General features: G+C 40.9%; 25 protein-coding genes, 1 tRNA gene and 1 pseudogene. 20 read left to right on the top strand and 7 right to left on the bottom strand.

Annotation, left to right across the window (positions count from 1 at the left end; all coding sequences use genetic code 11):
- Positions 1 to 61: 61 nt before the first annotated feature.
- Positions 62 to 132, bottom strand: a tRNA-Cys gene (locus N8M16_RS06465).
- A 161-nt stretch (positions 133 to 293) separates the two neighbouring features.
- On the opposite strand from N8M16_RS06465, the gene N8M16_RS06460 reads away from it, so the two are divergent.
- The 5 genes from N8M16_RS06460 (at position 294) to N8M16_RS06440 (ending at position 6,784) form a co-directional block, all read left to right on the top strand.
- Positions 294 to 2,282, top strand: a complete 1,989-nt coding sequence (locus N8M16_RS06460) for a peptide ABC transporter substrate-binding protein (RefSeq protein ID WP_261069835.1) — start codon at positions 294 to 296, stop codon at positions 2,280 to 2,282.
- 66 nt (positions 2,283 to 2,348) lie between these two features.
- Positions 2,349 to 3,845 (top strand): ABC transporter permease, encoded by a 1,497-nt coding sequence (locus tag N8M16_RS06455; RefSeq protein ID WP_261069834.1) that lies wholly within the window; start codon positions 2,349 to 2,351, stop codon positions 3,843 to 3,845.
- The gene (gene oppC, locus N8M16_RS06450; protein ID WP_000103691.1) at positions 3,845 to 4,771 is read left to right on the top strand and encodes an oligopeptide ABC transporter permease OppC; all 927 of its coding nucleotides are present in this window, start codon (positions 3,845 to 3,847) and stop codon (positions 4,769 to 4,771) included. The genes N8M16_RS06455 and oppC overlap by 1 nt, the downstream gene beginning before the upstream one ends.
- An 8-nt stretch (positions 4,772 to 4,779) precedes the next feature.
- Complete coding sequence (locus N8M16_RS06445; RefSeq protein WP_045605536.1) at positions 4,780 to 5,847, top strand: ABC transporter ATP-binding protein; 1,068 nt, start codon at positions 4,780 to 4,782, stop codon at positions 5,845 to 5,847.
- A gap of 10 nt (positions 5,848 to 5,857) precedes the next feature.
- Positions 5,858 to 6,784 carry an ATP-binding cassette domain-containing protein gene (locus tag N8M16_RS06440; protein WP_261069833.1) on the top strand — a complete coding sequence of 309 codons (927 nt, stop codon included), beginning with the start codon at positions 5,858 to 5,860 and terminating at the stop codon, positions 6,782 to 6,784.
- 440 nt (positions 6,785 to 7,224) lie between these two features.
- On the opposite strand, the gene N8M16_RS06435 is transcribed toward N8M16_RS06440, so the two are convergent.
- A complete protein-coding gene (locus N8M16_RS06435) occupies positions 7,225 to 8,103 on the bottom strand; it encodes a LysR family transcriptional regulator (RefSeq protein ID WP_261069832.1) in 879 nt (292 codons plus the stop codon).
- 127 nt (positions 8,104 to 8,230) lie between these two features.
- Positions 8,231 to 8,581, bottom strand: coding sequence for a helix-turn-helix domain-containing protein (locus N8M16_RS06430; RefSeq protein WP_000208712.1), 351 nt, complete (start codon positions 8,579 to 8,581; stop codon positions 8,231 to 8,233).
- A 272-nt stretch (positions 8,582 to 8,853) separates the two neighbouring features.
- On the opposite strand from N8M16_RS06430, the gene N8M16_RS06425 reads away from it, so the two are divergent.
- From N8M16_RS06425 to yidD, 15 genes and pseudogenes are all read left to right on the top strand, one after another.
- A complete protein-coding gene (locus N8M16_RS06425) occupies positions 8,854 to 10,479 on the top strand; it encodes a malolactic enzyme (protein ID WP_261069831.1) in 1,626 nt (541 codons plus the stop codon).
- Positions 10,480 to 10,681: 202 nt separating this feature from the next.
- Positions 10,682 to 10,801: pseudogene (locus N8M16_RS06420) on the top strand (IS630 family transposase); the annotation flags it as partial.
- Between the two features lie 391 nt (positions 10,802 to 11,192).
- On the top strand, positions 11,193 to 12,170 hold the full coding sequence (locus N8M16_RS06415; protein WP_060627154.1) for an ABC transporter substrate-binding protein: 978 nt from the start codon (positions 11,193 to 11,195) through the stop codon (positions 12,168 to 12,170).
- 11 nt (positions 12,171 to 12,181) lie between these two features.
- A complete protein-coding gene (locus N8M16_RS06410) occupies positions 12,182 to 13,075 on the top strand; it encodes an ABC transporter permease (RefSeq protein WP_000011439.1) in 894 nt (297 codons plus the stop codon).
- 12 nt (positions 13,076 to 13,087) lie between these two features.
- A complete protein-coding gene (locus N8M16_RS06405) occupies positions 13,088 to 13,891 on the top strand; it encodes an ABC transporter ATP-binding protein (RefSeq protein ID WP_000157661.1) in 804 nt (267 codons plus the stop codon).
- Positions 13,892 to 14,097: 206 nt separating this feature from the next.
- Complete coding sequence (locus tag N8M16_RS06400) at positions 14,098 to 14,346, top strand: YneF family protein (RefSeq protein ID WP_000364990.1); 249 nt, start codon at positions 14,098 to 14,100, stop codon at positions 14,344 to 14,346.
- A gap of 199 nt (positions 14,347 to 14,545) precedes the next feature.
- Positions 14,546 to 15,340 carry a glutamate racemase gene (gene racE, locus N8M16_RS06395; RefSeq protein WP_049543738.1) on the top strand — a complete coding sequence of 265 codons (795 nt, stop codon included), beginning with the start codon at positions 14,546 to 14,548 and terminating at the stop codon, positions 15,338 to 15,340.
- The gene (locus N8M16_RS06390; protein WP_125454630.1) at positions 15,337 to 16,308 is read left to right on the top strand and encodes a nucleoside-triphosphate diphosphatase; all 972 of its coding nucleotides are present in this window, start codon (positions 15,337 to 15,339) and stop codon (positions 16,306 to 16,308) included. Before racE ends, N8M16_RS06390 begins: the two co-directional genes overlap by 4 nt.
- Positions 16,284 to 16,805: a metallophosphoesterase gene (locus N8M16_RS06385; protein WP_261030241.1), complete on the top strand. Its 522-nt coding sequence runs from the start codon at positions 16,284 to 16,286 to the stop codon at positions 16,803 to 16,805. The genes N8M16_RS06390 and N8M16_RS06385 overlap by 25 nt, the downstream gene beginning before the upstream one ends.
- Positions 16,802 to 17,263 carry a cyclic-di-AMP-binding protein CbpB gene (cbpB, locus tag N8M16_RS06380; protein ID WP_049499725.1) on the top strand — a complete coding sequence of 154 codons (462 nt, stop codon included), beginning with the start codon at positions 16,802 to 16,804 and terminating at the stop codon, positions 17,261 to 17,263. The genes N8M16_RS06385 and cbpB overlap by 4 nt, the downstream gene beginning before the upstream one ends.
- Complete coding sequence (gene xerD / locus N8M16_RS06375; protein ID WP_282184717.1) at positions 17,260 to 17,994, top strand: site-specific tyrosine recombinase XerD; 735 nt, start codon at positions 17,260 to 17,262, stop codon at positions 17,992 to 17,994. Before cbpB ends, xerD begins: the two co-directional genes overlap by 4 nt.
- Positions 17,994 to 18,722 carry a segregation/condensation protein A gene (locus N8M16_RS06370; protein ID WP_024057382.1) on the top strand — a complete coding sequence of 243 codons (729 nt, stop codon included), beginning with the start codon at positions 17,994 to 17,996 and terminating at the stop codon, positions 18,720 to 18,722. Before xerD ends, N8M16_RS06370 begins: the two co-directional genes overlap by 1 nt.
- An 18-nt stretch (positions 18,723 to 18,740) precedes the next feature.
- Positions 18,741 to 19,310 (top strand): SMC-Scp complex subunit ScpB, encoded by a 570-nt coding sequence (gene scpB / locus N8M16_RS06365; RefSeq protein ID WP_024057383.1) that lies wholly within the window; start codon positions 18,741 to 18,743, stop codon positions 19,308 to 19,310.
- Entirely contained in the window at positions 19,297 to 20,019 is a 723-nt protein-coding gene (locus tag N8M16_RS06360; protein ID WP_001222228.1) for a pseudouridine synthase, read from the top strand. The genes scpB and N8M16_RS06360 overlap by 14 nt, the downstream gene beginning before the upstream one ends.
- The gene (yidD, locus tag N8M16_RS06355) at positions 20,019 to 20,261 is read left to right on the top strand and encodes a membrane protein insertion efficiency factor YidD (protein WP_084927008.1); all 243 of its coding nucleotides are present in this window, start codon (positions 20,019 to 20,021) and stop codon (positions 20,259 to 20,261) included. The genes N8M16_RS06360 and yidD overlap by 1 nt, the downstream gene beginning before the upstream one ends.
- 110 nt (positions 20,262 to 20,371) lie before the next feature.
- Here yidD and N8M16_RS06350 read toward each other — a convergent pair whose 3' ends face one another.
- The 4 genes from N8M16_RS06350 to N8M16_RS06335 form a co-directional block, all read right to left on the bottom strand.
- Positions 20,372 to 21,337: a siderophore ABC transporter substrate-binding protein gene (locus N8M16_RS06350; protein WP_261069830.1), complete on the bottom strand. Its 966-nt coding sequence runs from the start codon at positions 21,335 to 21,337 to the stop codon at positions 20,372 to 20,374.
- Positions 21,338 to 21,436: 99 nt separating this feature from the next.
- Complete coding sequence (locus N8M16_RS06345) at positions 21,437 to 22,189, bottom strand: iron ABC transporter ATP-binding protein (RefSeq protein WP_261069829.1); 753 nt, start codon at positions 22,187 to 22,189, stop codon at positions 21,437 to 21,439.
- Positions 22,186 to 23,142 (bottom strand): iron chelate uptake ABC transporter family permease subunit, encoded by a 957-nt coding sequence (locus tag N8M16_RS06340; RefSeq protein ID WP_261069828.1) that lies wholly within the window; start codon positions 23,140 to 23,142, stop codon positions 22,186 to 22,188. The genes N8M16_RS06345 and N8M16_RS06340 overlap by 4 nt, the downstream gene beginning before the upstream one ends.
- A complete protein-coding gene (locus N8M16_RS06335; protein ID WP_261069827.1) occupies positions 23,132 to 24,091 on the bottom strand; it encodes an ABC transporter permease in 960 nt (319 codons plus the stop codon). Before N8M16_RS06335 ends, N8M16_RS06340 begins: the two co-directional genes overlap by 11 nt.
- Between the last annotated feature and the right edge of the window lie 83 nt (positions 24,092 to 24,174).

The raw sequence follows: 24,174 nt of genomic DNA, 5'->3' as shown, positions 1-24,174 counted from the left end.
TAAAAAAGCCCTATTTTACGGGCTTTTTGTCTTGATAAATTCCGATAAATTCGGTATTGAAAGGCGGTAGACGGATTTGAACCGACGATCAAGCTTTTGCAGAGCCGTGCCTTACCACTTGGCTATACCGCCTTAACGTTTATTATTATACCTTGAAAATGATTTTCAGTCAATAGCTTTTTCAGATTTTTTGTATCAATAAGCCTAAATATTCTGAAAATTCGTTTACTTTTCTTGAAATCTATGATATAATTGATGATAACCTATACTTTATTTATAAGAGGAGTAAATAAATGAAAAAAAGTCAAGTGCTTGCTGTAGCGGGAGCTACCTTATTAGCGTCAGGAGTTCTAGCTGCGTGTTCAAACACTAGTTCAAATAATGCTAAACTAGCAAAAGATTACCAATATGTTTATCAAACAGATCCAGAAACCTTGGATTATATCGTCAGCAATATCGATTCAACATCATTCGTCACAACAAATGCTGTAGATGGTTTGTTGGCTAATGATAAATATGGTAACCTGGTTCCTTCTATTGCTGAATCATGGACAGTTTCAAAAGATGGTTTGACTTATACCTATAAAATCCGTAAGGATGCTAAATGGGTGACAGCAGAGGGAGAAGAATACGCTCCTGTAACTGCTAAAGACTTCGTTACTGGTTTGAAACACGCCGTAGATGGAAAATCAAAAGGACTTTCAATCGTTAGCTCTTCTATTAAAGGATTAGAAGCATATATCAAGGGTGAAACAAGTGATTTTTCAACCGTTGGAGTAAAAGCACTTGATGATCAAACACTAGAATATACCTTGAACCAGCCAGAAACTTTCTGGAATGACAAGACAACGAGTGGTGTTTTGATGCCGGTTAATGAAGAATTCTTAACTTCAAAAGGTGAAGGTTTTGGTGCCCCAACAGATGCTAACTCTATTCTTTATAACGGTCCATTTGTCTTAAAATCTGTAACTCCAAAATCATCTATCGAGATGGCTAAAAATGATGCTTACTGGGACAAAGAAAATGTAAAAATTGAGAATGTTAAGTTCACTTTTTGGGATGGTAAGGATCAAGATGTAATTGCCAAAGGTTTTTCTGATGGTCAATATAGCAAGGCTCGTATCTTCCCTACAAGTTCTACATATGAAAAATATGCAGCTGACTTTAAAGATAACATTTACTTTAATGAACCAGGTGCGGGTGTTGCAACTGTCAGCTTGAACTATGGCCGTACAACCTATAACCACACTGCCAAAACAAGTGATGCCCAAAAGACATCTACTCAGAAAGCATTGCTAAACAAGGAATTCCGTCAAGCCTTGAACTTTGCTGTCGATCGCAATTCTTATTCAGCTCAAACAAATGGCACTGATGGAGCTGCAGTAGCCATCCGTAATACATTTGCACCTTATAATCTTCAAGTTGGTAAGAAAACATTTGGTGAATTGGTACAAGATAGCTTGGCTAAGACAAATTCTTCTACTTGGTCAAACGTGTCTCTAGCAGATTCTCAAAATGGACTTTACAATGAAGAAAAAGCGAAAGAAGTCTTTGCTAAAGCAAAATCAAGCCTACAAGCTGAAGGTGTTGAATTCCCAATCCACTTGGATGCCTTGGTTATCCAAGAATCAACAGCGGTTGTAAACCGTGTTCAATCATTGAAACAATCAATTGAAAAAGTATTGGGTTCAGATAATGTTGTTGTAGACTTACAACAAATGACTCAAGCAGAAGCTTTACCAATTTCATTTAGCGCTCCAACAGCTAAAGAGCAAGACTGGGATATCCATACCTTGCTAGGATGGAACCCTGACTATCAAGATCCTTCTACTTTCTTGGATCAATTCGTCCTTAAGGGAGGAAGCACTCGTCTTTACCTTGGTATTGACCAAAACACAGATGCATCAGTAGTAAGCAAACTTGGTTTAGCTGACTATGGAAAATTACTTGATGACGCAAACAGCGAAAACCAAGATGTTCAAAAACGTTATGAAAAATACGCGGTGGCACAAGCTTGGTTGACTGATAATGCTTTGACAATTCCAGTAATGGCTTCTCCTAAAGAAACAGCCGTTTCATATGTTTCAAAAGTTCTACCATTTAGCTCTTCATATTCAGTAGCCGGCCTTAAAGGTGAAAATTCAGGATACTTGAAGTACACTGAAGTTGGTGAAAAAGCAATCACCAAAGAAGAGTATGAAAAAGCTCGTGAAAAATGGTTGAAAGAAAAGACTGAGTCAAACGAGAAAGCTCAAAAAGAATTGGCAAGTCATGTGAAGTAAATAATTTTCAATAGAACTTTCTCTCCATGAGGAGAAGGTTCTTTTGGGATTTTTAAAGGAAATGATATGAAAAAATATATTTTTATGCGTGTTTTGCGGTCCTTGGTTTCTATCTTCTTAGTAACAACCTTGACCTACACGATTATCTATACAATGGTTCCTCGAAAATTGATTTTCAAACAGGATACCAACTATAACAAGATTGCTACAACTGCTGATAAACGTGATAACTATGAGAATACTGTTTATGAGCGTATGGGCTATATCGAGTACTACGATACCAAAGAGTTGCAAGAAAAAGCTAGCCAGATGGATGCTTCTGTAACAGTTGACGCCAATGATACCAACAAGGCTATCTATGAAAAATACATCAAACAAATCGGTCATGGTTGGACCCTAGGAGAATTTACTGAAAGTGGCCAATTCTACGCTACTCGTGAAATCCCAATTTTTGAACGTGTTTTTCACTTCTATGCTAACTTGATTGACATTGACCATACTAATAAAATTCAAGACCCTGAAAATCCAGACTTGAAGCGTTACCTTCGTTTCGAAAACGATCCAGCGATCGGATGGTCCTTGGTTGGTTCAGGAACTAAACATAAATATCTCTTGTACTTCAATAGTCAGTTCCCGTTTGTGCATCAAAACTTTGTGAACATTAATTTAGGTGACTCTTATCCAACCTATGCTAATAGTCCTGTTTTGCAGGTTATTACTCAGGGACAAGGACAAACAAAAACATCTCAAGTTCAGTTCCCAACAGGTAAGAAAACTTCTTCTGTAAATATTTACTCAAGAACCTACAAGTCTCCTAGTCAGGCTGACTCTCGTGAAGTAGCTAACTACGGAAAAGATGATCCTTATACGGCTACTGAAAGTAACTACCAATATCCTTCAATGATTGCCAGCTCTGCTGTTGTTGGATTGATCGGTTTGGTGATTTCTTATGCGATTGCCGTGCCACTTGGTTCAGCTATGGCTCGATTCAAGAATACTTGGATTGATAGCTTCTCAACAGGGGCTTTGACCTTCTTGATGGCTCTTCCAACAATTGCCTTGGTTTATATCGTTCGTTTGGCTGGTTCTTCAATCGGTTTGCCAGATTCATTCCCTATCTTGGGTGCTGGAGATTGGCGTTCGTATGTTTTACCAGCAGTTATCCTTGGTTTGTTGGGTGCTCCTGGTACAGCCATTTGGATTCGTCGTTATATGATTGACTTACAATCACAGGACTTTGTTCGTTTTGCTCGTGCAAAAGGTTTGTCTGAAAAAGAAATTTCAAACAAACACATCTTTAAAAATGCCATGGTTCCGCTGGTTTCAGGAATTCCTGGTGCCGTTATCGGGGTTATCGGTGGTGCAACCCTTACTGAAACAGTCTTCGCCTTCCCAGGTATGGGTAAAATGTTGATTGACTCTGTAAAAGCATCTAATAACTCTATGGTCGTAGGTCTTGTCTTCATCTTTACATGTATTTCTATCTTCTCACTTCTTTTGGGAGATATTTGGATGACGATTATTGACCCACGTATTAAATTGACTGAGAAAGGAGGCAAATAATGTCTACAATCGATAAAGAAAAATTTCAGTTTGTAAAACGTGACGATTTTGCCTCTGAAGCCATTGATGCGCCAGCCTATTCTTACTGGGGCTCAGTGTTTAGACAATTTATGAAGAAAAAATCAACTGTAGTCATGTTGGGAATCTTGGTAGCTATCATTTTGATGAGTTTCATCTACCCAATGTTTTCTAAGTTTGATTTTAATGATGTCAGCAAGGTAAACGACTTTAGTGCTCGTTATATCAAGCCAAATGCTGAGCATTGGTTCGGTACAGACAGTAACGGTAAATCTCTTTTTGACGGTGTCTGGTTCGGAGCTCGTAACTCTATCCTCATTTCTGTGATTGCGACAGTAATTAACTTGGTTATCGGTGTTTTTGTCGGTGGTATTTGGGGAATTTCAAAATCAGTTGACCGCGTGATGATGGAAGTTTATAACGTCATCTCAAACATCCCATCTCTTTTGATTGTCATTGTCTTGACTTACTCAATCGGAGCTGGATTCTGGAATCTGATTTTTGCCATGAGTGTGACGACATGGATTGGGATTGCCTTCATGATCCGTGTGCAAATCTTGCGTTATCGTGACTTGGAATACAACTTGGCGTCACGTACTCTGGGAACACCAACCTTGAAGATTGTTGCCAAAAATATCATGCCACAATTGGTATCTGTTATTGTGACAACCATGACTCAAATGCTTCCAAGCTTTATCTCATACGAAGCCTTCTTGTCATTCTTCGGTCTTGGATTACCGATTACAGTGCCAAGTTTGGGTCGTTTGATTTCGGATTATTCACAAAACGTAACAACTAATGCTTACTTGTTCTGGATTCCATTGACAACTCTTGTTTTGGTATCCTTGTCCCTTTTCGTAGTTGGTCAAAACTTAGCGGATGCTAGTGATCCACGTACACATAGATAGGAGTAGAAATGACAAAAGAAAAAAATGTAATTTTGACTGCTCGCGATATTGTCGTGGAATTTGACGTTCGTGACAAAGTATTGACAGCCATTCGCGGCGTTTCCCTTGAACTAGTTGAAGGAGAAGTATTAGCCTTGGTAGGTGAGTCAGGATCAGGAAAATCTGTTTTGACAAAGACCTTCACAGGTATGCTTGAAGAAAATGGTCGTATTGCTCAAGGTAGCATTGACTACCGTGGTCAGGATTTGACATCTCTATCTTCTCACAAAGATTGGGAACAAATTCGTGGTGCTAAGATTGCGACTATCTTCCAAGATCCAATGACTAGTTTGGATCCAATTAAAACAATTGGTAGTCAGATTACAGAAGTTATTGTAAAACATCAAGGAAAAACAGCCAAAGAAGCGAAAGAATTGGCCATTGACTACATGAATAAGGTTGGGATTCCAGACGCAGATAGACGTTTTGATGAATACCCATTCCAATATTCTGGAGGAATGCGTCAACGTATCGTTATTGCGATTGCCCTTGCCTGCCGACCTGATGTCTTGATCTGTGATGAGCCAACAACTGCCTTGGATGTAACCATCCAAGCACAGATTATTGATTTGCTCAAGTCATTACAAAATGAGTATCATTTCACAACAATCTTTATCACTCACGACCTTGGTGTGGTAGCAAGTATTGCGGATAAGGTAGCGGTTATGTATGCAGGAGAAATTGTTGAGTATGGAACTGTTGAGGAAGTCTTCTATGACCCTCGCCATCCATATACATGGAGTCTCTTGTCTAGCTTGCCTCAGCTTGCTGATGATAAAGGGGATCTTTACTCAATCCCAGGAACACCTCCGTCACTTTATACTGACCTGAAAGGGGATGCCTTTGCCTTGCGTTCTGACTATGCAATGCAGATTGACTTCGAACAAAAAGCTCCTCAATTCTCAGTATCAGAGACACATTGGGCTAAAACTTGGCTACTTCATGAGGATGCTCCAAAAGTAGAAAAACCAGCTGTGATTGCAAATCTCCATGATAAGATCCGTGAAAAAATGGGATTTGCCCATCTGGCTGACTAGGAGGAAGGAAATGTCTGAAAAATTAGTAGAAATCAAAGATTTAGAAATTTCCTTCGGTGAAGGAAGTAAGAAGTTTGTCGCGGTTAAAAATGCTAACTTCTTTATCAACAAGGGAGAAACTTTCTCGCTTGTAGGTGAGTCAGGTAGTGGGAAAACAACTATTGGTCGTGCGATAATCGGTCTAAATGATACAAGTAATGGTGATATCATTTTTGATGGTCAAAAGATTAATGGTAAGAAATCGCGTGAACAAGCTGCGGAATTGATTCGTCGTATCCAGATGATTTTCCAAGACCCTGCAGCAAGTTTGAATGAACGTGCCACTGTTGATTATATTATTTCTGAAGGTCTTTACAATCACCGTTTATTTAAGGATGAAGAAGAACGTAAAGAGAAAGTACAAAATATTATCCGTGAAGTAGGTCTTCTTGCTGAGCACTTGACTCGTTATCCTCATGAGTTTTCAGGTGGTCAACGTCAACGTATTGGTATTGCCCGTGCCTTGGTCATGCAACCAGACTTTGTTATTGCAGATGAGCCAATTTCAGCCTTGGACGTTTCTGTGCGTGCCCAAGTCTTGAACTTGCTTAAAAAATTCCAAAAAGAACTTGGTTTGACCTATCTCTTCATCGCCCATGACTTGTCGGTTGTTCGTTTTATTTCAGATCGTATCGCAGTTATTTACAAGGGTGTTATTGTAGAGGTTGCAGAAACAGAAGAATTGTTTAACAATCCAATTCACCCATATACTCAAGCCTTGCTTTCAGCGGTACCAATCCCAGATCCAATCTTGGAACGCAAGAAGGTATTGAAGGTTTACGATCCAAGTCAACACGACTATGAGACTGATAAACCATCTATGGTAGAAATCTGTCCAGGCCACTATGTTTGGGCTAACCAAGCCGAATTGGCGCGTTACCAACAAGGACTAAACTAATAATGGTTTTATAATTTCCATAAAAATTGATATGGGAATTATAAACCTTTTTTGTTGGACTGATTTGAAAAAACTTTGAAAGAGTTTTCGAGAGAAATAGAATTCTTAGAAAATCATTGAATTATAGTGAGATGAAATAAAATCTTAACAACTTGATTAGGAAAGTCAAATTAATTTCTAGAAAAGTTATAGAAGTCGCGGCGTATTACTCTAGCTTCAATCTACTATAGTCTAATACTCTTCGAAAATCTCTTCAAAGCACGTCAGCGTCGCCTTATCGTATATATGTGACTGACTTCGTCAGTCTTATCTATAACCTCAAAACAGTGTTTTGAGCAGCCTGCGGCTAGCTTCCTAGTTTGCTTTTTGATTTTCATTGAGTATAATATCTACAATGTAAAAAACTCTAGCTATCAGTTCATTGATAGTTAGAGTTTTTTCTATTCATATGATTTAAGGAGTTTAAATAAGGCTTCTATTTCTGATGACGATGTAGCTGATTTAAGGTAAGCGTAATAAACTGTAAAAGTTATCTTATCCTTCGGTATAAGAGGGATTTTTATTAAATCATCATCTTCATCAGAAAGTGCGATATCAGCCAGTAAACTAAGGCCAATCCCTTTCTTTAAAAGTTCTTTAAGAATGACAATATCATCCGTCTTAAAGAATATTTCTGCCTTGTTTTGATACTTTTGATTAAGTATTTCAAAAGCTTTCAGGTGAACAAAGTGTTCGTCTAAGAGTATAAAGGATTGATCTACTAATTCTTCAAAAGCGAGGGAAGGAACAGTGGCAAAAGGATGGTTCTTAGATAAAACGATATACAGTTCTTTATGAAATAGCTCGTGTGTCTCTATTGAAGGATAATTGAGAGGTTCAATTAAACCGAGTAGGCTTGCATTAAGGTCTCCCTTAAGGAGAAGGTTTAATAACTCTACGGAGCCACCGCGGATAGGGCGTATCTTTTTTAAAAAATCGAATTTATCTTTTTCGTTTAAGGCAGCGAAGAGATACTGAATGATAATAGGAGGGAATCCTACAGTAGAGTATTGTGCCAAGGAGCGGTTAATTTCTTTTTGAGTAGAAATGACCTCAGGTAAGATCAGTTCTGTATGCTTTAGAAGGATTTGTCCTTGAGGAGTTAGCTTGAAGGAACGATGCGAGGGGTCATGGTGAATCAATTTGCAGTTAAAGGCTTCCTCTAAGCGCTTGATAGCATAAGAAATAGATGGTTGGCTGACTTTATGTTGTTTTGCTACTTCCGTATAGGATTGAAGCTGGCAGAGGTCATAAAAATATTGTAGATCTTTTAAATTCATATGGGTTCACTTTCATTAGTTGGAGAAGGAAAATAAGTGGAAAACAGCAGATAAATAATTTTTATCCGTATCCTACAATTTGACTATACGAGTATTCACCAGTTAAAATGTAAGTGAGTCAGGGATTTCAAAGATTATCTAAGATACTCTCAAAAATGACCAACATTTTTTCTCGTTTATCAATAGGGAGCTGTTTAATCTTCATGTTGATTCTTTTGAGTGAAAGATTGTCACTCTTATCAGAGGTTGATTCAAGGCTATCAAAATTGAAAAATTCCTCTGGGGTCATTTCTAGGGCGTCAATCACTTTTTCAAGACTGTGAATGGTCAGATTCACATTTTGGTTTTCAAGTTGATTGATATACTTAAGCCCGAGTCCTGCTTGTTCCGAAAGTTCTTCCTGGCTCATTTTATTCTGTGTTCGAAAATATTTCACTTTTTGGGAAATATATTGTTGTAAATAGTTTTTAGTTGTCATATAAATAGAATACAAGTTTTATATGACAAAAAACACCTTAAAAAATACAAAGTATTACATAACATACCTAGATGATATTTATTTTAATGAGGATTGTCAATTTGTATGATTGGTTTATTTTACTCGAAACTTTTAGTAAAGAGAGATCATCGAGAGTTTGATGAGTTCAGAAATTTATAACATATGCGTATACAATTGTATTATTTAAACAACAACGTTTTACGAACAATTCGTTTCATGTGGTATAATATAAGTAAAAAGGAGCTTGCACTATGACTGCACATGATATTTTAAACAATCCTTTCCTCAATAAAGGTACTGCCTTTACCTTAGAGGAGCGAAAGGAACTAGGCCTTATTGGTTTACTGCCACCGTATGTTCAAACGATTGAAGAACAAGCGGCGCAAACTTATGCACAAATGCAAACAAAAGCCAATGATTTGGAAAAACGTCTTTTCCTAATGGAAATTTTTAATACCAACAGGACTCTTTTCTATTACCTCTTTTCTCAACATTTGAAAGAATTCAATCCAATTGTATATGATCCAACCATTGCAGATACGATTGAAGGCTATAGTGATCTTTTTGTAGATCCCCAATATGCGGGATATCTTGATATCAATCATCCTGAAAATATTGAAGCTACTTTGAAAAACGCTGCCGGGGGTCGCGAGATTCGTCTCATTGTTGTAACAGATGCAGAAGGAATCCTTGGAATTGGCGACTGGGGAACAAATGGTGTCGATATTTCTGTTGGGAAATTGATGGTCTATACGGGTGCTGCTGGAATCGATCCTTCGATGGTCCTTCCTTTAGTCATTGATGCAGGGACTAACCGTGAAGAACTTCGTAACAATTCTAATTACTTAGGAAATCGTCACGAAAGGGTCCGCGGAGATCGTTACTACGACTTCATTGACCAATTTGTTCAAACAGCAGAACGTCTCTTTCCTAAACTCTACCTTCACTGGGAAGACTTCGGCCGCTTGAATGCTGCCAATATTCTTGAAAAATACCGGAAACAAATCCCGACCTTTAATGATGATATTCAAGGTACAGGAATCGTTACCTTGGGTGGTATCTTCGGTTCGCTGGATATTAGTGGTGAAAAATTAACAGATCAAGTTTATCTCTGCTATGGTGGTGGTACTGCGGGTGCAGGAATTGCCTCTCGTGTTCTTCGTGAAATGGTAAGTGAAGGTCTTTCTGAAGAAGAAGCTTATAAACGTTTCATTATGGTTGATAAACAAGGTCTTCTCTTTGATGACATGGATGACTTGACACCAGAGCAAAAACCATTTGCTAAGAAACGTGCTGACTTTAGTAACGCAGATAAGTTGACTGACCTGCTTGAAGTAGTGAAGACTGTGAAGCCAACTATTCTTGTAGGAACTTCAACTCAGCCTAATACCTTCACTAAAGAAATAGTAGAAGCTATGTGTGAAAACACAGAACGTCCAATGATCTTCCCTTTGTCAAATCCAACTAAATTGGCAGAAGCTAGTGCCAAAGATTTGATTGAATGGTCAGATGGCAAAGCTTTTGTCGCAACAGGAATTCCTGCTGATACGGTTTCTTATAAAGGTGTAGACTATGTGATTGGTCAAGCAAATAATGCCCTGATTTACCCAGGTCTTGGTCTAGGTATGCTGGCTTCTGAAGCAAGTCTTTTGACTGATGAAATGATTGGAGCAGCGGCGCATTCATTGAGTGGTATTGTCGATCCAGGCCAACCAGGAGCTCCTGTCTTGCCACCATTCAAGTATGTAGCAGATGTTTCTATTAAAGTAGCAGAAGCAGTCGCTAAAAAAGCACAAGAGCAAGGTCTTGCACGCGCTAAGGAAACAGATATGGCCAAAGCAGTTCGTGATTTGAAGTGGTATCCAGAGTATAAATAATTCATTTCTGTTGCCTATCCTCGGGATACTTGGCTTATTTTGGATATGTTAGCAATTTACAGAGTTGATAGCCGAAAAGTAAAGAGATTGTCGTATTGACTATTGGTTTTAAACAGTATAAAATAACTGTCGATTTTTTGTCCGACTGCCAAGAGTCAGTTTAATACTACACTAAAATCAAAATGCATTATATAATAGTGATATGAAATCAACCAAAGAAGAAATACAAGCCATCAAAACACTTTTAAAAAACTCTAGTACAACTGAATACCATAAAAGTCTTCAAATCGTTCTATTTTGTCTAATGGGCAAATCTTTGAAATTATCCTAAAAGAATTGAAAGAATTATGAAAGAATTTTCGAAAAATTTTAAAAAATTCTGAAATATTCTTGACAGGTGATGAAAAAGGTGGTAAGATAAGAAACATCAAAAAAGAAAGCAGAAAAAGAAATGAATAAGAAACAAGCTGTAACGATGAATCAAAACTTTTACTTTAGCTACTTTAGATAGTGTTTGTAGACATGTCACCATGGATGCAAACAGTTCAAGCAATTTGTTTGTATCTATGTGGCTAAGATTTTTGATTGTGGTCCATATAGATGAATATCTAAATGGACTAGCAAAGTTATAACTTGTTAGATTATTTCAAGCATCCGTTTAGATAGTATCTAGGCGGTTTTTTGTTTTATCTTTTCTGAGAAGGAGTTTCATTATGAAAGTTGTTCGAAAATTACTAGCCCCTCTCTTGGTAGTGGGGATCCTCTTGACCTCTCTGATTAGTTTGCATCAGTTGAAGGCAGATAAGAAAAAAGACGTTTTTCGTATCGGTATTTCGCAATTTATTACTCATCAATCTTTGGACGCTACTAGAGAAGGGTTTGTAGATGAACTAGCTAAACAAGGCTATATTGAGGGGAAAAATATCGAGATTGATTTGCAAAATGCACAGGGAGAACAAAGAAATCTAAAAACGATTTCCCAGCAACTAGCAGAATCTAGTGATGTCGTTCTAGCCATCGCAACGCCTTCTGCTCAGAGCTTGGCTAATACAACACAAACGACACCGGTTATCTTTTCAGCTGTAACAGATCCTGTCAGTGCCAAGTTGGTTGAGTCAAGAGAACATCCGGGGGGAAATGTAACTGGAACAAGTGATCAGTCATCAGATGCTATCTCAACCCAAATCAATTTGATAAAGAAAGTGTTGCCAAAAGCTAAAACAATTGGAATCCTCTATACTCAGAGCGAGCCAAACTCAGTTGTCCAAAAGGATGAAGCTAAGCGACTTCTGGAAGAAAAAGGCTTTACCGTTGTTGAAAAAACAATCTTGGACAGTAACAATGTCAAGGCGGCAGCAGAGAGTTTGATGGCAGAAGTGGATATGGTTTTTGTACCAACGGACAATATCATTTCGTCAACCATGGAAACAGTTAAGCAGGTTTCTATTAAACACAAGGTTCCAGTATTCGGTGGCTCAACGGAAATGATTGCGGTTGGTGGTTTGTATAACTACGGTACCAATTATGAAGAATTGGGACGGCAGACAGCCCGCATGTTGATTCGTGTCTTAAAAGGTGAGAAACCAGAAAATATAGCAGTTGAGTTGCCTGAAAAACTGGAATTGCATACCAATCAAGAAATGGCAGATGCACTAGGAATTGATATTAGTAAGTTAGAAGGCAAGGAATAGGGAGGTTTAAGATGAGTTTTGTATTATCTAGTTTATCAGAAGGTTTGTTGTGGTCGATTATGGCCATTGGAGTTTACTTGACTTTCCGTATTTTGGATATTGCGGATATGACTGCTGAAGGAGCCTTTCCTTTGGGGGCAGCTGTCGTTGTATCGCAGATACAGGCAGGGACAAATCCTTGGATTGCGACCTTACTTGCTTTGCTGGCAGGTATGGTAGCTGGTCTTGTATCAGGAATGCTCCACACCAAGATGAAAATCCCAGCTCTCTTGACAGGGATTGTGACCTTGACAGGGCTTTATTCAATCAATATTAAAATCATGGGCAGTGTGCCCAACCTTTCCTTGGGAGATTCTTCAACTGTCTTTAAACAATTGGCGAGCTTGGGGCTGACAAATGAAGAAGCTGTTTTCTCATTCAGTTTGGCCTGTCTCCTACTTGTTTGTTTGGTCTTGACTCTTTTGATGAAAACGGAGATTGGATTGGTCTTGCGTTCGACTGGGGACAATATTCCGATGAGTGAGGCTAATGGGGTCAATGTAGACACCATGAAGATTGTTGGTTACATGATTTCAAATGGTTTGATTGCCCTGTGTGGTTCCTTGTTCGCTCAAAATGATGGATTTTCAGACGTAACCTCTGGGACAGGAACCATCGTTGTTGGTTTGAGTGCAGTTATTATTGCAGAAGTTTTGATACACGACTTGACCATTGGAGGTCGCTTGTTATCTATCGGAATCGGTGCCATTGTTTACCGTTTGATTATTTTAAATATCTATGAAATTCCAAATCTAGATCAAAACCTGGTACGTCTCTTTAATGCAATCTTGCTAGCCTTAGTGTTATTTGCACCAGAACTGCAAAAGAGATTAAAGATTCGTGGTTTGAAACTGAGAAATGAATAGGAGGAGAAAGTTATGGCAAGTTTGTTAACACTTGAAAATATTCACAAAACCTTTGAAGCAGGGACGGTCAATGAGAACCATGTCCTCAAAGGATTAGACTTAGAGGTTGAAGAGGGAGATTTTATCTCTGTGATTGGTGGAAATGGAGCAGGGAAATCCACTTTGATGAATATCTTGGCTGGCAATCTATCGGTGGATGAAGGGGACCTTTTATTGGCAGGCAAATCCATTAAAAATCTTAGTGTAAGAAAGAGAGCCAAGGATATTGCCCGTGTTTTTCAAGATCCTAAGATGGGAACAGCTTCTCGTTTGACGATTGAGGAGAATATGGCTATTGCCTTGAGACGCGGGCAGAAGAGAGGGCTTGGTTGGGGCGTGAAGGAGAAGGATAGAATCCAGTTTCAAGAAGCCTTGAAAGAGTTGAATATTGGTCTTGAAAACCGCTTGAAAGTGGATACTCAATACCTCTCAGGAGGACAAAGACAGGCCTTGACCCTAGTCATGGCAGCTCTGGTGAAACCCAAACTTTTGCTTTTGGATGAACATACTGCGGCACTTGATCCGAAAACGAGTCAAATGGTGATGGACTTGACGCAAAAGATTGTGGAACACCATCAATTGACGACTTTGATGATTACCCACGATATGAACCATGCGATTGAGTATGGTAATCGTCTCATTATGCTCTATCAGGGTAAGATAGTGGTGGATGTCAAGGGAGAGGAGAAAAAGCATCTGACAGTTGAAGATCTCATGCATCTCTTCCAGAAAAATAGTGGCCAAAGTCTAGTCAGTGATGAATTAGTTTTGGGATAAAGAAAAAGGCTGAGATCTAGTGTTTCAGTCTTTTATTTCTTACACTGGCTATTTATGTAAATTAAACGCAACAAGGAGCCCTCTTTCGCATAAAAGCAGGGTTCTTTTTGCTGTCTATTCCATCTCTGAAAGCGTAAAACAAACTGGTCAGGGTGGCTATTTTGTGGTATAATGAAAGAGACTCAAAAAGAAACAGGAGAAAAATAATGGATTTACTATTAGCAATTGTATTGATTGTGCTAGCTTTTCTAGGAGGAGCTCTTGGAGGAATGTACTTGGTTCGTAAGCAAATTGAAAAAGAGTTCGCTGACAACCCACGTTTGAATGCTGAAGCGGTTCGTACTCTTTTGAGTGCAAATGGTCAAAAACCAAGCGAAGCTAAGGTACAACAAGTTTACCACCAAATCATCCGCCAACAAAAAGCAGCCCTTGCTAACAATAAAAAGAAAAAATGAATAAGGAAAAGTCTGGGATGAAAGTTCCAGACTTCTCACTATGTTGGCTATGGTTTAGGGATGAGACTTTTTCCTTGCATTCTATTGATATTTGATTATGATTAAGAGAGATAGTAGTTGTTGAAGCTGTCCTTCAGTTCTTAAAGACAAGTAATCATAATGAACTATCAATCAGAAAAAAGACTAGAAAGAAGACTGTATGGATAATCGACCAATTGGTTTTTTGGATTCGGGTGTCGGGGGTTTGACCGTTGTGCGGGAGCTCATGCGCCAGCTTCCCCATGAAGAAATCGTCTATATTGGAGATTCGGCGCGGGCGCCCTATGGTCCCCGTCCTGCTGAGCAAATTCGTGAATATACTTGGCAGCTGGTCAATTTTCTCTTGACCAAGGATGTCAAAATGATTGTCATTGCTTGTAACACTGCGACTGCGGTCGTCTGGGAAGAAATTAAGGCTCAACTAGACATTCCCGTCCTAGGTGTGATTTTGCCAGGAGCTTCGGCAGCCATCAAGTCCAGCCAAGGTGGGAAAATCGGAGTCATTGGAACGCCCATGACGGTACAATCAGACATCTATCGTCAGAAAATTAACGATCTGGATCCGGATTTACAGGTGGAGAGTTTGGCTTGTCCCAAGTTTGCCCCTTTGGTTGAGTCTGGCGCCCTGTCAACCAGTGTCACCAAGAAAGTGGTCTATGAAACCCTGCGTCCCTTGGTTGGAAAGGTGGATAGCCTGATTTTGGGCTGTACCCACTATCCACTCCTCAGACCTATTATTCAAAATGTCATGGGGCCCAAGGTTCAGCTCATCGATAGTGGGGCAGAGTGCGTACGAGACATCTCAGTCTTACTCAATTATTTTGAAATCAATCGTGGTCGCGATGCTGGACCACTTAATCACCGTTTTTACACAACAGCCAGCAGCCAAAGTTTTGCACAAATTGGTGAAGAATGGCTTGAAAAAGAGATTCATGTGGAGCATGTAGAATTATGACAAATAAAATTTATGAATACAAGGATGACCAGGACTGGTATGTCGGCTCATATAGTATTTTTGGTGGTGTCCGGACATTGACTGATGAAGACTTGGATTTTCCTCTATTTGAGTTTGCCCAAAGATTTCGAGATGAGGAACAAGGTTTTCCTATTTCTGTGATTGTTTTACGCTATGGTTCTCTCTACCGTTTATTGTCTTTTGTGGTAGATATCCTCAACCAAGAAATGGGACGAAATCTGGAAGTCATCCAACGTCAGGGAGCTTTTCTCTTGATTGAAAATGCGCAACTCCTGCATGTAGCATTGCCTAAAGAAGGGGTCAATGTTCATGATTTCTTTGAGACAAGCAAGGTCAGAGAAACCTTATTGATTGCGACTCGTAACGAGGGCAAGACCAAGGAATTCCGAGCTATCTTTGACAAGCTAGGCTACGATGTGGAAAATCTCAATGACTATCCTGACTTGCCTGAAGTAGCAGAAACAGGCATGACCTTCGAAGAAAATGCCCGTCTCAAGGCAGAAACCATTTCCCAATTAACGGGCAAGATGGTTTTGGCAGATGACTCAGGTCTCAAAGTCGATGTCCTTGGTGGCTTGCCAGGTGTCTGGTCAGCTCGTTTCGCAGGAGTGGGAGCTACTGACCGTGAAAACAATGCCAAACTCTTGCACGAATTGGCCATGGTCTTTGAACTCAAGGACCGCTCGGCTCAATTCCATACAACCCTAGTCGTAGCCAGTCCAAACAAGGAAAGCTTGGTTGTTGAAGCAGACTGGCCTGGCTACATTAACTTTGAACCTAAGGGTGAAAATGGCTTTGGCTATGACCCTCTCTTCCTTGTAGGAGAGACAGGCAAGTCCTCAGCTGAATTAACCCTTGAAGAAAAAAATAGCCAATCTCACCGTGCCTTAGCCGTTAAGAAACTTTTGGAGGTATTTCCATCATGGCAAAGCAAACCATCATTGTAATGAGCGATTCCCATGGCGATAGCTTGATTGTGGAAGAAATCCGTGATCGCTATGTGGGCAAAGTTGATGCCGTTTTTCATAACGGCGATTCTGAACTGCGTCCCGATTCTCCCCTTTGGGAAGGCATCCGTGTTGTTAAAGGGAATATGGACTTCTACGCAGGCTATCCAGAACGTCTGGTGACTGAGCTTGGTTCGACCAAGATTATCCAAACTCATGGTCATTTGTTTGATATCAATTTCAATTTTCAAAAGTTGGACTACTGGGCTCAGGAAGAAGAAGCCGATATCTGCCTCTATGGTCACTTGCATGTGCCAAATGCTTGGATGGAAGGCAAGACCCTCTTTCTAAATCCAGGCTCAATCAGTCAACCACGTGGTACCGTCAGAGAATGTCTCTATGCTCGTGTGGAGATTGATGACAGTTATTTCAAAGTGGACTTTTTGACACGAGCCCATGAGGTGTATCCGGGCTTGTCCAAGGAGTTTAGCCGATGATTGCCAAGGAGTTTGAGACTTTCTTGTTGGGGCAGGAGGAAACTTTTTTGACTCCTGCTAAAAATCTAGCTGTGTTGATTGATACTCACAATGCGGATCACGCGACCCTCTTGCTCAGTCAGATGACCTATACCCGTGTTCCTGTTGTGACAGATGAAAAACAGTTTGTTGGGACGATTGGGCTCAGAGATATTATGGCTTATCAGATGGAGCATGACTTGAGTCAAGAAATCATGGCAGATACGGATATCGTTCATATGACGAGAACGGACGTAGCGGTCGTCTCGCCTGATTTTACCATTACGGAGGTCTTGCACAAGCTAGTGGATGAGTCCTTCCTCCCTGTAGTAGATAAGAATGGTATCTTCCAGGGAATTATCACACGTAAGTCTATCCTCAAGGCAGTCAATGCCCTCTTGCATGACTTTAGTAAGGAATATGAGATTCGATGCAAATGAGAGATAGGATTTCAGCCTTTTTAGAAGAAAAGCAAGGCTTGTCTGTCAATTCCAAGCAGTCCTATAAGTATGATTTAGAACAGTTTTTAGATTTGGTAGGCGAGCGGATTTCTGAGACCAGTCTCAAGATTTACCAAGCCCAGCTAACCAATCTAAAGATCAGCGCCCAGAAGCGAAAGATTTCGGCCTGTAACCAATTTCTCTACTTTCTCTATCAAAAAGGAGAAGTGGATAGCTTTTACCGCTTGGAATTAGCTAAACAAGCTGAAAAGAAGACCGAAAAGCCAGAATTGTTAGACCTAGACTCTTTTTGGCAGGAAAGCGACTATCCAGAGGGTCGCTTGCTAGCGCTCTTAATCCTAGAAATGGGCCTCTTGCCGAGTGAGATTTTAGCTCTCAAGGTTGCGGATATCAATCTGGACTTTCAGGTGTTGCGAATCAAGAAGGCTTCCCAACAGAGGATTGTCACCATTCCCACGACCTTGCTTTCAGAATTGGAACCCTTGATGGGGCAGACCTATCTCTTTGAAAGGGGAGGGAAAGCTTATTCCCGTCAGTGGGCCTTTCGTCAGTTAGAAGCTTTTGTCAAGGAGAAAGGTTTTCCAGCCTTATCAGCCCAAGCATTGCGGGAACAGTTCATTCTACGACAAATTGAAAACAAGGTCGATTTGTACGAAATTGCAAAAAAATTAGGATTAAAAACAGTCCTGACCTTAGAAAAATATAGATAATGGATATTAAATTAAAAGATTTTGAAGGGCCCCTGGACTTGCTCTTGCACCTTGTTTCTAAGTACCAGATGGATATCTACGATGTGCCCATTACGGAAGTCATCGAACAATATCTAGCCTATGTCTCAACCCTGCAGGCCATGCGTCTGGAAGTGACGGGAGAGTATATGGTCATGGCCAGTCAGCTCATGTTGATCAAGAGTCGCAAGCTCTTGCCAAAGATAGCAGAAGTGACAAATTTGGAAGATGACCTAGAGCAGGATCTTCTCTCCCAAATCGAAGAATACCGCAAATTCAAGCTCTTGGGTGAACACTTGGAAGCCAAGCACCAAGAACGGGCCCAGCACTATTCCAAAGCGCCGACAGAATTGATTTACGAAGATGCGGAGCTTGTGCATGACAAGACGACCATTGACCTCTTTTTGGCTTTTTCAAATATCCTAGCCAAGAAAAAAGAGGAGTTTGAACAGAATCATACGACTATCCTGCGGGATGAGTATAAGATTGAGGACATGATGGTTATCGTGAAAGAGTCCTTGGCTGGACGAGATCAATTGCGCTTGCAGGATTTGTTCAAGGAAGCCCAGAATGTCCAAGAGGTTATCACCCTCTTTTTGGCAACCCTAGAGTTAATCAAAACCCAGGAGCTGATTCTTGTGCAAGAGGAGAGTTTCGGAGATATCTATCTCATGGAAAAGAAGGAAGAAAGTCAAGTGGCCCAAAGCTAGACTTGATAGAGAGGAAAGATGAGTACTTTAGCAAAAATAGAAGCGCTCTTGTTTGTAGCGGGTGAAGATGGGATTAGAGTCCGCCAGTTAGCTGAACTCCTCTCTCTGCCACCGACAGGCATCCAACAGAGTTTAGAAAAATTAGCCCAGAAGTATGAAAAGGACCCAGATTCCAGTTTGGCTCTGATTGAGACAGGGGGAGCTTATAGATTGGTGACCAAGCCTCAATTTGTAGAGATTTTGAAGGAATACTCTAAGGCACCTATCAACCAGAGCTTGTCTCGGGCAGCTCTTGAGACCTTGTCCATCATTGCCTACAAACAGCCTATCACACGAATAGAAATTGATGCCATCCGTGGGGTCAACTCGAGTGGGGCCTTGGCAAAGTTGCAGGCTTTTGACCTGATAAAGGAAGACGGGAAAAAAGAAGTGTTGGGGCGCCCCAACCTCTATGTGACTACAGATTATTTCCTAGATTACATGGGGATAAACCATTTAGAAGAATTACCAGTGATTGATGAGCTTGAGATTCAAGCCCAAGAAAGCCAATTATTTGGTGAAAGGATAGAAGAAGATGAGAATCAATAAGTATATTGCCCACGCAGGTGTGGCCAGTAGGAGAAAAGCAGAAGAGCTGATCAAGCAAGGTTTGGTGACGGTCAACGGCCAGGTGGTACGTGAACTAGCAACGACCATCAAGTCTGGTGACAAGGTCGAAGTTGAAGGTCAGCCTATCTACAACGAAGAAAAGGTCTATTATCTACTTAACAAACCACGCGGTGTCATTTCCAGTGTGACAGATGACAAGGGTCGCAAGACGGTTGTCGACCTCTTGCCCAATGTCAAAGAGCGCATCTACCCTGTAGGTCGTTTGGACTGGGATACATCAGGAGTCTTGATTTTGACCAATGATGGGGATTTTACGGATGAGATGATTCACCCTCGTAATGAGATTGACAAGGTTTATGTCGCGCGTGTTAAAGGTGTGGCCAATAAGGACAATCTTCGTCCCTTGACCCGTGGACTTGAGATTGATGGCAAGAAAACCAAGCCGGCTGTCTATGAGATTCTCAAAGTGGACCCAGTTAAAAACCGCTCTGTGGTACAGTTGACTATCCATGAAGGGCGTAACCACCAGGTTAAAAAGATGTTTGAAGCTGTCGGTCTTCAAGTGGACAAGTTGTCACGGACCCGTTTTGGACATCTAGACTTGACAGGACTCCGTCCAGGAGAATCCCGTCGTCTTAACAAAAAAGAAATCAGCCAACTACATACCATGGCTGTAACCAAGAAATAATGAAACGAATTTTAATAGCGCCTGTGCGCTTTTACCAACGTTTTATCTCGCCAGCCTTTCCACCTTCTTGTCGTTTTGAGCCTACTTGCTCAAACTATATGATTGAGGCTATTGAAAAACATGGCTTCAAGGGTGTTTTGATGGGCTTAGCTCGGATTTTACGTTGCCATCCCTGGTCGAAAACAGGTAAGGACCCCGTCCCAGACCATTTTTCACTCAAACGGAATCAAGAAGAAAAATGAGGCTGGGTAAAAGTATTTTAGTGAAATGATAAAAACGCATCCTATCAGGTTTGAGTGAGTCTGATAGGATGCGTTTTATCATGTAAAGATGTGATTGAGTTTAAAGTAGCTTATTTCAAGGTTTTTTGTGCGTCTTCAATCATAAGTTTGGTTGATTCAAGTCCGCCTCCGCTTAGATACCAGAGGTCTGGTGTTAGTTGGATAATCTTGCCATTTTTAGCAGCAGGAGTTTCAGCGATAAGGGCATTTTCTAGGACGCCGTCGTTGCTTGAGTTGTCCCCACCGATGGCAAGGGTACGGTTGATGACAAAGAGGATGTCAGGATTGATTTCTTTGACACTTTCAAAGCTGACTTCTTGTCCGTGGCGAGAGTCTTCAAATTGAGTATCTGTTGGCTTGAATTTCAAGGTTTGGTACAAGAAAGAGAAACGAGATTGGGCACCAAAGGCAGCCATTTTCCCTTCGTTGAGGAGGATGGCAAGGGCTTTTTTGTCAGAACTTTCATTTTTAGTAGCGACTTCTTGTATGCTCTTGTCTAGCTTGGCCAATTCTTCCTTGGCTTTCTGTGTACCAGTTTCACCAAAGGCGCTTGCTAGGGATTCGATATTAGCCTTGGTAGAAGTCCAGTAGTCATCTTTGCCTGCTTGGAAGAGAACAGTCGGAGCGATTTCGTTGAACTTATCTACGAATTTTTGGGTACGTGGTGAAGCGATAATTAGGTCTGGTTCAAGAGCAGCAAGGGCTTCTAGGTCTGGCTCAACCATAGAACCAACATTTTTAACTTTTCCAGCTAGGTCTTTAAGATAAGTCGGAACAGTTTTTATAGGCATTCCGACGATATTCTTTTCAAAACCTAAAGCGCGAATAGTATCCGCAGCACCGAGGTCAAAGGTCACAATCTTTTCAGGGACTTTTGAAAGTGTGACTATACCTAGTGAACTTTTAATGGTTACCTCTGTTGGAGTAGAGCTACTTGACTCTGTCTTACTAGTGCTTGAGTTTGTACTACATGCACCAAGTAGGAGCAAGAAGCTGGCCACTAGGGCAGTGAGATAAAGTTTAAGGGATGTTTTCATAATTTCTTCTTTTTAAAATGTGATAACGTTGTAGGGAGTCTCTTAGCTAGGTTTGTTAGTTAAGAGACTGAGGGTTCTCTAACTTGAGCTTCTATGTTGCTAGCTATAGATGCAGATCTTTTTGCCATTGATATCAGCTAGCGTGATGGGAATCTCATATAGTTGACTGAGCAGGTCAGTCTGCATGATTTGATCGGTTCTTCCCTTGCTAAAGACTTGACCGTCCTTGAAGGCGATAATTTCATCCGCATACTGGCTGGCCATGTTAATATCGTGGAGAACGATGATAATGGTCTTGCCGAGTTCCTCCACCAGTCGTCGAAGAATCTGCATCATGCTGACGCTTTGTTTGATGTCGAGATTGTTGAGTGGTTCGTCCAGCAAGATAAAGTCTGTATCCTGGGCCAGTACCATAGCGATAAAGACCCGCTGGAGTTGTCCTCCAGACAGGCTATCGATGTAGCGGTCTTTTAAGTTGGTCAGTTCTAAATAGTCCATAGTTTCTCGGATTTTTTCCCAATCTTCTGGTCTCAGTCGACCTCGGCTGTAGGGAAAACGTCCAAAACTGACCAGTTCTTCAACCGTCAATTTGGCTTGGTAATTGATTTTCTGCTTTAGGATAGTCAGTTCTTGAGCCAGTTCTTGCGAATTCCAGCTCTCGATTTCACGGCCTTTGATACTGAGTATTCCCTGATCCTTCTTGGTCAGTCTGCTCATGATGGAGAGGAGAGTTGATTTTCCAGCACCATTTGGACCAATAAAGGCTGTCAGTTTCTGAGGACTGACTTCAAGCGTAATACCTTGCAAAATATCCTGTTTTTGAATGGATTTGTCAATGTTTTCCAGTTTCACTGACGCGCCCTCCTGTATAGTAAGATAAAGAATAAGAGACCACCTACGCTCTCGATGATCATGCTGATGCGAATTTCCAGTGCAAAGACTCGTTCAATCAGGGCCTGCCCCAAGGTCAAGCTAATAAATCCAACCAGAATGGCTACGATAAAGAGTAACTTGTGCCGATAGTCTTTGACAATCAGGTAGGTGAGGTTGGCTAGCATAAAGCCGAAGAAGGCCATAGGTCCTACCAGGGCAGTTGCTGTTGAGGTCAAAAGCACGATACCCCAGAGGAGTTCTCTCTGTTCTTTTTCAACATCGAGCCCCAATATCTGAGCCGTTTCTCTTTGCAGGTGCAAGACATCCAGAATGACTGCTTTTCGAAAGAAAAAGAGTGTCAAAGCAAGGATAATCAGAGAACCGATGGCTAGGATGGAAGTGTTGAGATGTTGAAAGGAAGCAAAGAGACTGTTTTGCAGTTTATCGTATTCATTTGGATCCATCAGGACTTGGAGGAAGGTACTGATATTTCGAAAGAGACTTCCGAGGGCTAGACAGATCAACAGAATGAAGACAAGGTCTTGCTTCATCAGTGTCTTCAAGTAGCCTTGTAAGACGAGAAAGAAGAGGGATTGAAGCAGAAGCAAGACTAGGAATTCTAAGATAGGGGACTTGACAAGTTGAAGAAACTTGCTTTCAAAAACCAGTAGCAGGGTTTGTAGCAAAACATAGAAGGATTCGATTCCTAAAATACTAGGTGTCAGGAAGCGATTTTCCGTCAGGGTTTGAAAACTAATGGTCGAAATCCCTGTCGCGATAGCTACCAAGAGATAAACGATGATTTTTTGGGAACGCAACTTCCAAGAAAAGGCTGACAAGTGAGTGATGGGCCAAAAGTAGAGAAGGCAAGCTCCGATGGCAAGAATAATGAGAATCCAGAAGAGCTTGGTATGTTTGCTTTTAGACTGCATCTTTTCGTCCCCCTCTCCAGAGAAGTAGGATAAAGACGAGGCTACCGATGATTCCTAGCAAGAGACTGACAGACAGCTCATAGGGCCGAATCAAGACTCGGGATAGGATGTCGCAGGCCAGAACTAGATTGGCACCGACCAGAGCGACGATGAGTTTGGTCTGACTTAGATTATCTCCATAGTGCTTGCGAACAAGATTGGGAACGATGACCCCGAGAAATGGCAAGCCACCCACGGTAATCATGGTGACACTAGTCGTTAGCGCCACCAGAAAGAGGGCCAGTTTTTCAAGTAGGGAGTAGGAAATCCCCAAACTTTCACTGGTTTCTTTTCCTAGATTCATGATGGTAAAGGTTTGGGATAATTTCCAAACGGCTATCAGGATAATGAGGCCTAAAAAGAGCCATTCATACTGATGAGTCTGAATCATGGAGAAGGAGCCCTGGGTCCAGGCAGTCATACTCTGAACCAGATTGAAACGGTAGGCGATAACTTCTGTCACAGAACCGATAATTCCACTATAGATGATCCCAATCAGAGGCAACATCCACCTTTCCTTTATAGTAAAAATGGTCATAAAGGCTAGGAAGAAGAGGGTGAATACGATGGATGAAACAAAAGCGAAGAGCATCTTTTGGGTCAGACTAGCCGACGGAAAGACAAAGAGGCTCAATACCATTCCCAGTTTGGCAGCTTCAGTGGTCCCAACTGTACTTGGAGCAGCAAACTGATTTTGAGTGATAGTCTGCATGAGAAGTCCTGCCATACTCATACTAGAGGCCACAAGGAGAATGCTGATGGTTCTTGGGAGACGGGACTCTTGAAAGAGGAGCCAGGTCTGCTGGTCGAAATCAAATAGCTTTCCCCATGAAAAATCACTGGTCCCAATGCTAATAGAGAGAAAGACTAGGAGTAGAAGTAAGCCAATTAAATAATGAGAAAGTTTCATACCCCGTCCTTTCATGTAGATTTGGTACCGAAAGATACCTGCGGATATTACTGTAACACGATTTCTTTAATCTGTCAATAAAT

The organism is Streptococcus mitis, assembly GCF_946188375.1.
GTDB lineage: Bacteria > Bacillota > Bacilli > Lactobacillales > Streptococcaceae > Streptococcus > Streptococcus mitis_CX.
The sequence above is the reverse complement of the archived record's forward strand: the minus strand, read 5'-3'. Positions and strand labels throughout refer to the sequence as shown.